This is a genomic window from Acinetobacter sp. YH12235 (assembly GCF_013417705.1).
GTDB lineage: Bacteria > Pseudomonadota > Gammaproteobacteria > Pseudomonadales > Moraxellaceae > Acinetobacter.
Window position 1 is genome coordinate 1 of the sequence record NZ_VPDL01000041.1, and the last position, 13388, is coordinate 13388.

General features: G+C 34.2%; 10 protein-coding genes. 3 read left to right on the top strand and 7 right to left on the bottom strand.

Annotated features, from left to right (window positions below; genetic code table 11):
- Nucleotides 1–173 precede the first annotated feature (173 nt).
- A complete protein-coding gene (locus tag FTV13_RS14755) occupies nt 174–794 on the bottom strand; it encodes a DUF6088 family protein (RefSeq protein ID WP_180012450.1) in 621 nt (206 codons plus the stop codon).
- 489 nt (nt 795–1283) lie between these two features.
- Here FTV13_RS14755 and FTV13_RS14760 point away from each other — a divergent pair, with 489 nt between their 5' ends.
- Nucleotides 1284–1532 (top strand): hypothetical protein, encoded by a 249-nt coding sequence (locus tag FTV13_RS14760; RefSeq protein ID WP_180012451.1) that lies wholly within the window; start codon nt 1284–1286, stop codon nt 1530–1532.
- A 921-nt stretch (nt 1533–2453) separates the two neighbouring features.
- Here the strand turns inward: FTV13_RS14760 and FTV13_RS14765 are convergent.
- From FTV13_RS14765 to FTV13_RS14780, 4 genes are all read right to left on the bottom strand, one after another.
- Nucleotides 2454–2795: a helix-turn-helix domain-containing protein gene (locus FTV13_RS14765; protein ID WP_180012453.1), complete on the bottom strand. Its 342-nt coding sequence runs from the start codon at nt 2793–2795 to the stop codon at nt 2454–2456.
- 152 nt (nt 2796–2947) lie between these two features.
- Nucleotides 2948–4231: an McrC family protein gene (locus FTV13_RS14770; protein WP_180012455.1), complete on the bottom strand. Its 1284-nt coding sequence runs from the start codon at nt 4229–4231 to the stop codon at nt 2948–2950.
- A gap of 12 nt (nt 4232–4243) precedes the next feature.
- Nucleotides 4244–6379, bottom strand: a complete 2136-nt coding sequence (locus FTV13_RS14775) for an AAA family ATPase (RefSeq protein ID WP_218946476.1) — start codon at nt 6377–6379, stop codon at nt 4244–4246.
- Nucleotides 6380–7894: 1515 nt separating this feature from the next.
- Nucleotides 7895–9196, bottom strand: coding sequence for a protein rep (locus FTV13_RS14780; RefSeq protein ID WP_180012457.1), 1302 nt, complete (start codon nt 9194–9196; stop codon nt 7895–7897).
- 453 nt (nt 9197–9649) lie between these two features.
- On the opposite strand from FTV13_RS14780, the gene FTV13_RS14785 reads away from it, so the two are divergent.
- Together FTV13_RS14785 and FTV13_RS14790 are read left to right on the top strand one after the other, a co-directional pair.
- A complete protein-coding gene (locus tag FTV13_RS14785; RefSeq protein WP_180012459.1) occupies nt 9650–10186 on the top strand; it encodes a hypothetical protein in 537 nt (178 codons plus the stop codon).
- Nucleotides 10187–10637: 451 nt separating this feature from the next.
- Nucleotides 10638–12080 carry an alpha/beta hydrolase gene (locus FTV13_RS14790; RefSeq protein ID WP_257218532.1) on the top strand — a complete coding sequence of 481 codons (1443 nt, stop codon included), beginning with the start codon at nt 10638–10640 and terminating at the stop codon, nt 12078–12080.
- Between the two features lie 466 nt (nt 12081–12546).
- Here FTV13_RS14790 and FTV13_RS14795 read toward each other — a convergent pair whose 3' ends face one another.
- Together FTV13_RS14795 and FTV13_RS14800 are read right to left on the bottom strand one after the other, a co-directional pair.
- Entirely contained in the window at nt 12547–12909 is a 363-nt protein-coding gene (locus FTV13_RS14795; RefSeq protein ID WP_180012462.1) for a hypothetical protein, read from the bottom strand.
- Between the two features lie 10 nt (nt 12910–12919).
- Nucleotides 12920–13243, bottom strand: a complete 324-nt coding sequence (locus FTV13_RS14800; RefSeq protein ID WP_180012464.1) for a hypothetical protein — start codon at nt 13241–13243, stop codon at nt 12920–12922.
- Nucleotides 13244–13388 lie beyond the last annotated feature (145 nt).

The following is a 13388-nucleotide window of genomic DNA, read 5'->3' on the forward strand; positions in this document are numbered from 1 at the left end:
ATTTCTGTAAGTTAAAAGAATTTAAACGTATAGCGATGCGTAGTTGTAAAACAGATACGAGTTTTGAAGCCATGATTCAATTGTGCGCGAGTTTAATTAACTCTCGGTAATTCTCAACAGACCCTAATTGAAGTTATTGATATTAAAAATCTAAGAATAAATCAACTTTAATGTTATAAAGCAGTTTTTTCTACTTCTAAAATCAAGTTCTTCATCCATCCCGACTTTTTAGCTTCTAAAAATTTTTGAAAATCCTCCTCTCCTAATGAGTCCTTTAGTTTTTCTATTACTGCCGGATCAACAATTTGAGGACCCAAAAAATATAGTGCTGAAATAGCCCAGCCGGCTGGCTCATGCGCATACTGAAAAACATCCAGACAACGGGTGCGAATTAAGCGAACAGTTTGCCCATAAAGTTTAATTTCCCTAGATCTTCCCGTTGTATAGAAAACATGAATAAGCGGCACCTGCATACTTAATCCTAGACGGTTTGCCGCTATGCCACCATGTTCCTGAAACCTGAGCGCCGTGGCTCTAGACAAGGTTTGCAGTACAGCAGCAATATCAGGTGATAAAGGTTTATTTTTAAATTGGTTTAATTTATTCCTTTCAACTTTATAATAAACTTTTGATAATATGGTATGTACTTCACCCGATAGGATAAATTTATTTAAAATCCTTTTTAATTCTTTGTTTTTTAATTCAACACCAAAATCTAGATTACAAAATAATTTACCAGCTTCAAACCTTAGATATTTTTCAATTATTAACTTTTCCTTATTACAACCACACATATTTTTAATTCTTAAAAATCAGATTTTATTCTAATTTTCAAAAATACAATATAAATAATAAATATAAGGGAGATCTATATTTTTTATTCTAAAGATAATCCAAAGTACAGAAATTTTATCCATTTTTTATAGTGTAACGATCTGGCGATTATAGTGTAACACACGTATTTTTATAGTGTAACGAAATGCCAATTATAGTGTAACGCTGCCCTTTTTATGGTGTAACGCATCATTTTTTATAGTGTAACGTACATATCTTTTATAGTGTAACACCCTATTTTTTATAGTGTAACGTACATATATTTTCAGTTTTTTATCGTGTAACGGTAGATATGTTTAATTTTTAATCAAAAAAATTAGTTAATCAGGTAAAATCGTTATAAAACCCTCAAAAAACACCTATAAGTTTGCAAACACACTTTTGGAGTGCTGCATAATGCTTTTAAGCGGGTTAATATAAATTACCTTATAAAAATAGGAATTAATAATATGATTAATCCTTCTTTAATACTCTCTCAACAGGCCAAAGATTTAGGTAAACAACTAATTAAGGAGCTCAACATTCAACCAGGGATTGGTATTAGTGATTACTTAGGTGTTAGCAGAAGATATCACAATATGGATGCCATTTTTGTGTGGATTCAAAACAACATTGATGAAGGTAATTTCAATTATGATATTAATAAAATTAAAAGAAATTTTAAGTTGTTAATGCCTGAATCTTTATCTGGGTTTTAATATTACCAATCTGATTTAGAATTGGCTTCCTTAGTTTTAATTTTATTATTGCCTGAGGCGCTTTCCCTTATCTTTCCCAGCAACTTTGGGGGTTGAATAGAGATAAGGGTGGCCAAGGCAAAAATGAATCATTTTAATTCAGCATTTCCAAAGCTCGGAAATAGCAATTAGGTCATGGCCAGTCAAATATCACATCTCTACTTTTAAAACAGTCCTTTGCGAAACCCATGCTCGGTCGGCAACTTTTACTGTGTTATATCCCTATTCAACCGGTACGTTCAAAGCGCTGACCAAATACTTCGGCAAGATAAGATGGATGGTATTGGAAAAAATCTTTCTCACCCAAAACAAATACCTAAAGTAGAATTCTTTTACAGTGAATAGAATCAATAACTTATAGTCATTAAAGTAGAAATCAAAACGGTAATACCAAGGTTAATTCGACTCCACAATTGGAAAAAATCTTTCTCACCCAAAACAAAATATCTAAAGTAGAATTCTTTTACAGTAAATAGAATCAACAACTTATAGTTATTAAAGTAGAAATTAAGACAGTAATACCAGAGTTAATTTGCCACCACAATTAGAAAAAATCTTTCTCACCCAAAACAAATACCTAAAGTAGAATTCTTTTACAGTAAATAAAATCAACAACTTATAGCTATTAAAGTAGAAATAAAAACAGTAATACCAGAGCTAATTCACCACCACAATTGGAAAAAATCTTTCTCACCCAAAACAAATACCTAAAGTAGAATTCTTTTACAGTAAGTAAAGTCAACAACTTATAGCTATTAAAGTAGAAAGCAAAACAGTAATACCAGAGCTAATTCGCCACCACAATTGGAAAAAATCTTTCTCAGTCTTGTATTTATATCTTAGTTTTCAGTATTCGAGTCCTGATTCTTTATGGAATCCATACTACCAATCTAAAGATTGATGACTTTCATTTTTAGATTTTTCGCTCTTGCCTGATGCACGTTGACGTATTTTACCACGTAGTTTCAAAAGTTGGATTGGTGATAGAGGAGGCTCAGGCAAAAATGAATCGAGCTCATCAAGTATTTCTAAAGCCCGTAAAATGGCAATCAAATCAGCTAATCGTACATCTCCTTTCTCCGCTTTTAGCACAGTCCTTTTTGAAACCCAAGCTCTGTCTGCAACTTCTACTTGTGTCATGTCTCGATTCAACCGTGCTCGTTTTAAACGCTGACCAAGCACTTCGGCAATATAAGCTGGATTATCACTATGTTTAAATTTCATTTAAGGTTTAAAGCATCAATAAGCTCCTTTAAAGATATGCCATTTACCTTTATTAACCAAATTTCTATGAAGCTCCTATTAAGTACTCAAATCTGCACTCAATAAATAATTTTGAGCGGTTAAATGCAAAATCTTGTACTTAACAATACAAGCTACATCCAAGAAATTTTAAAATTATTCGGTTCATCAAGGTTAAAAGGCACCACTCTCAGCCTTGCACCTTTGGTTTTCCTAAACTCAAAATCATCTAATGGTTGAGTGAATTTATCTGCTCGATATGGGTAAACCAAGATCACTTCACTTTTATGATTCAAGTAGTAATGACTATAAGCAAACATCTGCTGAATATCACTGTCCTTTAAGCCATAACGTCCACTAGGATCAGTTTGATCAATCAGCTTCCACTTGGTATCCATTACAATACTTTTAGCCTTAGATCGCTCTATTAAAATATCTGGCTTGAGTTTGAATACCTTGCTCTTTTGTTGTTCACAGATATGCTCGGTAGCATGCTGTGTACTCACCTTACAATCAGGTAAATTACGGCGCAGATGATAAGCCACGTAGTATTCAAAAAGCTTTTCCATTGGAAACAGTAAGCTCATACCACACCATTCACCCTTTGTGGACACAGGCATATATTCTCCAAGAATAAGTTCAGTCCATGGCTGAATCTCTGCATAGAGCACAAGCAAGCGCCCTGACTGCCATTGTCTAAAGTCTTGCTGTATCTTTTGACTACGCGGAATTTCATTCGTCATCAACCTTAGTTCTTGAGCAAGTTTCCAATTACTCGCATCTTTGGTCTTTTTACAGACCACTTCCAATGCTGTGCGAATAAGACGATTCTCAGGACGATTAATTTCATAGACATCATGTTCAATCGGAAAAATATGCTTCTTGGTGGGTGGTTGTCGCATGTATTTCACATGCTGTAATTGCCCACGTAAAAACTTTTGTTCCTCTTGTATTCGGTTATAGTCAAAACGTAAACCACGCTGAACCAAACGTTCAAATGAGGATAGAAACTGAGAAATAATCCACTCATGTAATGGTTGCCTGAATCGATTTAGATTAGCGGCACCCGTCTCTCTAAAAGGTAAGTGCAAGGATATACTGAGCATTTTCTGAAGCAGTTTACGTTCCTGCTGAATTATCTCCTGATCATCCACGCCGTTCAGCTCAATATGCTTGGGAAGAACTTCAATACGAGTACCACACGGTGTTTCAATAACACCTACGTATTGATCAAGCTTCAACTTCCTGCGACCTGCCAGCTCGAAGACTTTTGCACCATGTTTAGAAAATGATGCTGAGAGCTCACACAAGTACTCAAATGCTTTTTCCGGTATATAAGCATAATCCAAACTAGACTTGGGGCAACCTTCATAAGCAATGCTGATGAAGGCATATTCTCGTACTGTAAAATCAGGCATGAATCTCTCCGATTAATGCTTGATAATCTTGGCAAAACTATCGATTGAATCAAATGCAGATTCTACTAGCTCCCACGTTTGCTGCTCCTCAATAAAACTCTCAGATTCGGTATTAACGTTCGGAAACAAGGTCGAACGCACTATTGCTTTAGGTTGAAGCATGCCATTTGCGTTGAGCACCATATTGATCTTCGACCAGTCATCAAAGAAGTATTCTTGCAGTTGAGGAATAATTTTTTGTTTAAAAATTGAAGATAAAGTTTCTAAAGTCTGTTGTTTTTCCAGACTCATGAAGTTGGCATGGCCAATACAATGGTCACGGTCTAACAGCACTTCAATACGTTGGTTGATGACTTCTAGCAACTTTCCAATATTTAATCCATTAACAATGACTTCATTTAAAAGTTCTGGTTTTGGTGGCATTTCAATAAACTTAAACCGACGGCGCAAAGCTATATCTAAGCCTGTTAGAGACCTGTCTGATGAATTCATTGTACCAATGATGTAGACATTATCAGGTATAGAAAATTCTTCTTTAGAATATGGTAGTGTCACAGAAAGAGCTTCTTCTGCTCCTTCACGTTTGGAATCTTCAATTAGGGTAATCAGCTCACCAAAGATACGAGAAATATTACCTCGGTTGATTTCATCAATAATTAAAATATATTTATTAACTAAATTAGTTGAAAGCAATGCTTCAGGTTGAAGCAGCGCAGTTAACTTAGATTTATCAACGGCATTTTCTAAATTATATACAGTCGATTGCGAGAAAATTTTCTTAAAATAATCCTCATTTTTCAAACTTGGAGAAAATGTTTTTAGCCATTTAACTTTTCTCAGTTGATGATATCCAAATTCTTGATTCTCATCATATTCATATTCACCAGTCACCTCTGCAATAGCTCTGAATTTTAGATTGCCATCAGTGATAATGACTAAATCACCATTTTTAATTTTATTTTTAAAGGTATTTACATAACCAGCAGCTGTATCTTCACTATCTTTAGAGTAGTGGGACTCCTGTAATTGATTTTTTACTGACTGGATATCATCACAGTGACTGAAATTAATCGCATCTCCCCAGCCTAAAAGAATGACATCATTATCTAAACATGAACGATATAAATCATCTTCAATTCCAGCGCGGCCTAAAGACATTTTCCAAATTTTTTTATTGGATAGATCTATTTCACTCTCAATATTAGAATGAACATTACCCTTCGCCAGTTCAACAATTTCTTTAAATACCCCTGCTTTCACTGGATATTTTAGATTACCATCTTCATCTGTTTCAGCCCGAATTCCTTCAATAAAGTCTTCATAGCTAAAACTTTGATGAAAAGTTACAAACTTGATCTGACCTTTTTTCTTATATTGATCAAAACGCTCTTTTAGTGCTTTACGATCTTCTGATTCCAAGACATCTAACGGCTTATTTTCAATAATCGATAATGCGTGGTTAATTGTATGATAGGTTTTACCTGTACCCGCTGCGCCAAATAAAATACGGTTTAAAGATTGTTGCATGATTACTTCGTCCACTAATTCTTTCGTTCGCTGTTTCTTTTGTTTGTTATCCAAATAGCCTTTCCTGACCAGTGCAAAAAGTTTTTCCACATATGGGAAAAACGCTTGTTCACCTTGATCAGCCAATAAAATAGGTAAAAATTCTGGAAGTGGTAATTTCGGATACAGGTGTTCATAACCAATTCGTTTGGTATTTACCTTACTTACAATGGGAATAATGAAAGGGTCATTAAAATCTTGATATAAAAATGCAATCATCCATTTCAGTCCTTTAGTGAACTGAATCTGGTCAATTGCGTTTAAATCACGACGCTGAGCAGCATCTACAATATCAAGTATTTCCTGTTTGATCTTCTGGAATGCCTGCTCTTGAGTATTACCAAGCCGTTTATTCCACGAATATGGTCGTTGATTATGATATTTTTCATTATCCCCTAAGCTAACAGGCTCCCAGAATTCAAAATAACAAGAAAAGGTAGGATCCCCCTGCGTTGGATCAAAAGTATCAATCTGGGCAATAAAACATTCTTTGCTTTTAGCTTGATGATATTCTTCCACTGTTAAATTTTTAAGACGTTCTACAGGCCATAATTCCAAGAAAGCCTTAATTTTACGCTCCAGCGCCGTGATCTGGTCGCCAGTTTGTTCATACCACTCACAAAAATTTTCAAGCTCATTCAAATTGCTAATAAGCACAGAAAATATTTTATTGCCTACCTGTAATGTTTTTGCATGTGTGGCAAGGTGATGGTGTCTAGGAGCTGTTTCTGAATATTCTTTCTTAATTAATAATTTGATTTCTTCTGGTGGTTGGTGATCACAAAAAATAATCGGTGTTTTAGATTTTGGATCTAAAGCCAATTCTCTTCCCAAAGGTGTTTTAAATGCTGCTATATGAACTGTTCCTGAATATGTACTAGGATATCTTTCTTTAAGATACTCTACTGCTTGGGCAGCGTTTAAACTCTGATTTTGATAATCTAAAGGCAATAAACCCTGCCCATCTAGTGTCATTCCAAATTGAATAGCATATTCTTTTAACTTATATAACCAATCTACAAATTTTTCATTAGCTAAGTTTTTATAAGAAAAATTCAAAGCAAACTTCGAATCAAATTCTGTAATAAAGTCAGCTAAAGCCTGAATAACTTCAAGTTTAAAATAAAATTTACCATCTTCATTATTTCCTAAGTGACTCACTAAGAGAAAATCTTTTACCCTGCTTGTCAAAATGGGTTTGATGCCAAATCCTAAATAACCATATTTACCACTACCTGCATGATAAATATCGATATTTGGAAATACATTGTGTATATCGTTGATTGCTTGCCAAAACCATTCAAGTTCGGCATCTTCCAAATTTTCTAAAAACAGCTCAATGCGATCTACTTCAAATTTCAGCTGCAGTTCTTGCAAATCCACTTTTTATTACCTATTACTTCACGAATACTTAATTCACTAAAACCCTTTTACAACACAAGAAATATTTATCTCGCATTACCATGCTTAACTGTATTTATTTAAATCCCACCAATTCATTCTTCGGATGAACTTTTTTCCATACTCTAGCTTATGACAGCCAGGCTTTACTTTCTTTGTCCCAGATACGGCGGCATCAGGTCATCAAACTGCTGATCTGTTTCTTGCGATACATCATACTCCCAATGTTCTTCGTATATACGACATGTCAGATCCAGAATTCTTTTTGAAAGTACGTGATGTCCAATTATGAATTGCTCTTCTGTTATGGCTCAGTATGCATAATCACGTACATATTGCACAGAATGTTCTAAGGCTTCTTCTGTTTCCCTTACCCATAATTTGAAACAGGGATCTCCACTTAAACAATCGATAAACTGTTTAAAGTCATTTAGTTTATTGATGAATGTTATATTGGCTTTCAGAATATTGTGAAATGCTTGTGAAAGTCCTTGAGTGTCATATATATCAATCTGCAATTTGTATAAGTTATCTTGAATACCCCTGTCATTACGTGCCGTGTTTAACACTTAACTTCCCTCATTTTTGTATATACGACAAACTTAGAATTTATAGCTGTGAATTCTGCCTTACTCACACCAACAATTCTAGTAAATCATGGGCTTGATAATTCAACTTTTAATTGATTAACAACAACTAATCAAAGAGTTTGGATTGTTGAATATATTTTAGCAGTCGGTCAGTTCTCGGGTATATACGACAATCAAGCCCTAAATACTGGATATCCAGTGCTATAGTACGGAGAAGTTGGCGCCGTATCGCATAAGAGGCTTTACAAATCCTTTGCCATAAAGATTTAGTAATCTGCAAAATACGAAGCGTTTTATTCAAATTCTCTTTTTTTTGTTCCCTTTTTTTAATTTTTTGCACTTCTGCATTCTTGAAGTCATACCCTTTATCCATCAGAAAGTCAGTTAACAGATCTGACCATCGCACAAAGTTTTTGTTCACCATTGCAACCGTATACTCTTGCAGAATGAATCCATATTTTCTGGCAGTATGCTTATTTTTATCGGATGCCAACTGTGCAATATCCCAGATCGTTAGACCTGCGCCGTGGGCAATATCTTCGTGTAATTTTGTACTACTTTTCTCTTTTACCAACCGATGTTTTATTAAGTAGTTAATGACCTTGGTGTCTAACTTATCTGTATCAGAAGCACAGTTCTGCAATTTGACACCGTACTTCCGATTAGGAGTTTTAATTCCACTGAGCTTACACTTTGCAGACCATGCTTTATATAAATCTTTCTCAATATTGATCAATTCCTTGGCAGTATAGAACTGCTCTGAAATAACCAGAATATGCAGGTGTGGATGCCACCCCGATTTTTCAGAATAAGTGACTTCAAGTACCGTGATATGACCAACTTTAGAAAAGATGTTCCTCAACTTTCCTGATCGCATTCCATCTATAAATTTTCCCTGAGCTACCTTTAGCTTTTCAAGTAGATCGATTAAACGATCTCTTAAGGAATGTGGAATTGTTAATGTCATCATATAAGCATGCAAACCTAAGTCATTGATGACCTTTTGAAGCTCTATTAGTTCAGCCTTTTTCTGTGCACCCAATCGAGCGACACAGGTTGGACATACCCAGCACTTCCTGCATTCCTCTATTTTGCTATATGTCACTTTTTTCGTGTCAGTCCGATATTGAATTTCAACATTTGCATGTTTTGGTATTACAGCTTTTCCACACCTAACACTGCCATGCACAGGGTCAAACTTTTTAATTTCTCTTTGAATTATTTCTAGCAACCTGTACTTGAAACTACTGCCTGATTTACGCTTATCTGACACGGTTTCATAATCTGTTTTGTTGGATAACTTTCCTCTTTTAATATCTAAAGGGTTTCCACTTTTCTGGAGCATTTCCAAATCAGCAGGTAGAGTAGATTGAAATTGCTTGCTAGGATGCTGATAAAAATTAGCCATGAAATTTTTCGGTTACTTAAAAACCAGAAAAATACATGTTTCAAAATTTTGACAATTGTTTTGGTGCAGAAAAATGAAAAAATGATCATACGGGAGGTTGTTTTAGGTCACTGAATCACTACCCCTTACTTCAATTTGATTATAGAATAGACATTTAAAACACCTAAAATATTCACGCTTTTTGGATCTATTTTTTTTATTCCCTATTTCCCTAAAAATGCTTTTTTATTATTAAAAACACAAAAAATAGCGTCAGTTCTTTTATTCTTTATAACAGTAAATAATCTTAAAAAAATAAAATATACAAAAGACCTAACCTAATGATTTTCAATATTTTTATATTTACAAAACATGAAAAAGCATTAAAAATTAAAGAATAATACGTACTAGGAACTCTAATGAGAAAATTTGCAAAAATCCAAAATGCTTTTAATTCTTTAAAACAACAGGGATTTGGAGCAATTAGATATTAATATTGATCTTATGACACAGAAATCGCAAGATTTGGTTAATAAATGGTGCCAAGAATTTATTGATGAGATTGTCGAACAGATTACGGTTAAAGGTTACTATCAACCACCTATTGAATATCAGTTTTATTCTTGTGAAGTGAAAGATTGGGCATTAAAACATGCAGCTAAAGTTCAAGAACAATGGGAAGAGTGGCATAGCGACTGCACTTGTAGTGACCTATATGGTGATTACTGCGAAGTAGACGAGCCTTTTGAATATAGTTTACAACCAGAAGATTACTTCCAACTCCAGACTGATGGATTATATGCTCATGTAAGTACCGATTATGGACCATTCATAAGCTATATCGGAGTAGATCTGTTAGACCTGTATGATTTTTTAAATGAGGATGAATCTTATGAAGAGTTGCGTCATTTATATTTTGGAAAATCTGACTTAACTAAGGCAGAAAGAATCTATCTTGTAGGTTTTTCATTCTTAGCAATTATGTTAAAGGATAGCTCTTTACTAATTTGAAGCTTTTGTAAAACTACCCCATTATGCGAAACATTGATTATCTTGTATGTTTCGCATATGCCATAAAAATCCTATTAGTAAATATCTTGAAATTCTAGACATATTATGCCAAATTTACTATATAAATGGTTATTTTAACAATTCCCCTTGCAATTATGACAATTGAAGTATTTCACATGTTGATACTTTGGTTGAAGTGAAACTTAGCTCAACGTTAATCACTATTTTTATCATTTTTTACATTTAAAGTAGTGGTATGTTTATTCTCAATAAATTTAAAATATATATTAATAATTATACTTTTTAAAGAAACTGGGGAGGAATATGATTATTCAAAAATTACTTAATAATTTAGGATAATATTATTTAACTATTGATTAAAAAAATAAATTCAACAAAAGATCAACACTATATAAATTTAATAATGAACATCCATAAAGGAAATAATAATATGAAAATGAGAAATATTATACTTGTATCGATATCATTATTTTTAGGAGCATGTTCTTTAACGCCATTACAGAACAAAGCAAAAACACCGAAAACAATGGCCAGCAAAAATGAATTAAAACAGCATCTCATTTATATTGATAAGAACGGTGATTTAATTGACCCCTATACTAAAAAGGTAATTAAAAACGAAGATGATTATGTAAATGAGATTTTAAAAACCTTTGAAAATTCTTCAACGAATAAACTCACAATCTTTATTCATGGTGGCCTGAATACCTACCAGAATGCGACAAAAAAAGCCAACCAGATTCTCAAATACTATGATCAGGACAAAGACAGTTACATCCTGGTGATCGGATGGCAAGCTGGCCCTTTTACCAATTATCTTGATCATCTGTTCTTTGTCCGTGGAGGGGAAAGGCGAAAAATTGTTGGGCCGTTAACTTCGCCTTTTATCCTAGTTGAGGATGTAGCTCGTAGTGTAGCGAACGCCCCTAGAGCTACTATAGATGCTGGCATGACTCAATTCACTCTACCGATTCGTAGACAAACAGGTGAAGAAAAAGCTTATGGCGATGCTTTAGATCGCCTTTTCGCAGCCAAAGAATTCAATGTGAATGCTTCTGGTCACGTTAGAGGACTAACTTACAAAGACATTGTGGGTTACGCCAATCCAGTCAAGTTTGGCACTGCGCCATTTGTAGACGGTTTTGGTCGGGGAACGTGGAATTCACTTTCACGCCGGACAGAGCTTTTAATTTCTAAAGATTCGGCATTTGCTAAAAATGAAAATTCAAAAACAGCATTACATAAATTCCTAGATCAGGTAGACAGTTCACCTTCAACACCGGAAATCACGCTGATTGGGCATAGTATGGGAACTATGGTGGCAAATAATATCCTGATCAGGAAGCCAACCCTGAACTATAAGAATATTGTTTATATGGCTGCTGCGGCATCACTTAAAGATGTTGAAAGTAATGTTGTTCCATTCCTAAAACAGGATAAAAATCTACACTTTTATGGATTATCACTAAACCCGTACCGTGAAATAGCAGAATCCAATGTATATGATACAGTACCACGGGGTAGTTTACTGATCTGGATTGATACATATCTCACCTCTGTTAAATCATTTACAGAAAAGACCTCGGGTAACTTTTTCAATATGATACGGGCAGCAGAAACGATTTTTCCATCTTCCGTGAGAAACCAAGTTCATTTAACAATGTTTGGGTTTAGATCAAAAACAGATAAAAATGAAAAATACGGCCCTCAAATTCACGGTGAATTTGATGAATATAAGTTTTGGGATGCAAATTTCTGGATAGCTGATCAGGAATGTGGATTGTATTTCATGGACGAAGAAATAAAGGATACAGCCTTAAAAGAGAAGTGCAGACAAAAGGATGTAAATGAGAAAAATCGTAAAACGTTCTAAAAACAATAAGGAGGGCTCCCCTCCTTATAACTAATTTAATGGTTGCTCCGCTTTTATACCTATGAAAGATCTTCCTGTAAATTTAATTAACTTACTTACATTGACCACCTAAAGGTCTTATGAACTTTTACATATGTATTTATTGAGACAAACTTACTTTCTATCACTTCTATTCAACTATCAACTTCTATGATTTATTCCCATGTGAGTATTGTCACCTTCATCTAACTTCTGGTAACTGTGGTAACTGTGGTAACTGTGGTAACTGTGGTAACTGTGGTAACTGTGGTAACTGTGGTAACTGTGAAGTTATCAAATGTCTAATACAAGAATTAAAAATATAATATGTTGATTATTATTAAAAAATATGTAAATCATTTTATTTTAATTTTTCGTATATACGGCAAATTTCCAAAATTAAAGTAAACAAAAAAACCACCCGAAGGCGGTTAAAAGTTTTAAAAAATCATATCGCTGTAAATTTCTTAATATATTCTCTCTCCTTATCAGTTAACTTTTGATTACCAAAAAGATTGGTAAATTTCCCAATCAATCCAAGCAAACATAAAGCGTCATACACATCCAGCATATTCTCGCCAAGCTGGTATATTTGTCGCCCGCCATTTAGTAACCAAAAATATCCACCCAAAGGATGATGCTTATCTAATTCCTGAACAGTTCTATTTTTATTCAACTTCAGTTTCTCATCAAAACACAGCTCCTTTAATGTTGAAGCACATATGAGATACATATCAGTTGAATGTATGCGCATATCGCCAAATTGGCTAATCGCAATGCAATACATTTGTAGTTTTTTAAATTTATCCATTTCGTACCACCTAACAATATCTGATTTCAATAAGCTGTTCTTTTTCTTCATTCGTGGGTTCTTTCTTTCCATAAAGCTGTACAACTAACTCATCCATTCCAATGCATTTAAGATGTAGATACCTACATAGCGTCATGTAACCAACGAATATGTGTGGCAATTCATGTATTTCCAACCACAAACCCTCACTAAAAATTACAGGCTTTTTCTCCCTATCTTCCAATATGCCATCGATATCAATTTGGTCACCTGTCCAATTGATATATGGCTGATCTAACCTAGTTACAACCGCATATGTTTTATTAACTGGACTTTTTCCAATTTTTTTAATCATGTTTAATACCCTTTTTAACGTAAGCGTCCGCTGAACACACCTTATGAATTCATCCTATAAGCCTTAATTTAGTCCCCACTTAAAAACAAGTGGGGACTAAAATTTATGACTACAAATCACCAGACATCCATCGCATCTCTTGCGA

Coding starts and splice junctions, on each gene's coding strand:
- FTV13_RS14755 (WP_180012450.1), bottom strand. CDS start 794: ATGTGTGGTTGTAATAAGGAAAAGTTAATAATTGAAAAATATCTAAGG.
- FTV13_RS14760 (WP_180012451.1), top strand. CDS start 1,284: ATGATTAATCCTTCTTTAATACTCTCTCAACAGGCCAAAGATTTAGGT.
- FTV13_RS14765 (WP_180012453.1), bottom strand. CDS start 2,795: ATGAAATTTAAACATAGTGATAATCCAGCTTATATTGCCGAAGTGCTT.
- FTV13_RS14770 (WP_180012455.1), bottom strand. CDS start 4,231: ATGCCTGATTTTACAGTACGAGAATATGCCTTCATCAGCATTGCTTAT.
- FTV13_RS14780 (WP_180012457.1), bottom strand. CDS start 9,196: ATGGCTAATTTTTATCAGCATCCTAGCAAGCAATTTCAATCTACTCTA.
- FTV13_RS14790 (WP_257218532.1), top strand. CDS start 10,638: ATGAAAATGAGAAATATTATACTTGTATCGATATCATTATTTTTAGGA.
- FTV13_RS14795 (WP_180012462.1), bottom strand. CDS start 12,909: ATGGATAAATTTAAAAAACTACAAATGTATTGCATTGCGATTAGCCAA.
- FTV13_RS14800 (WP_180012464.1), bottom strand. CDS start 13,243: ATGATTAAAAAAATTGGAAAAAGTCCAGTTAATAAAACATATGCGGTT.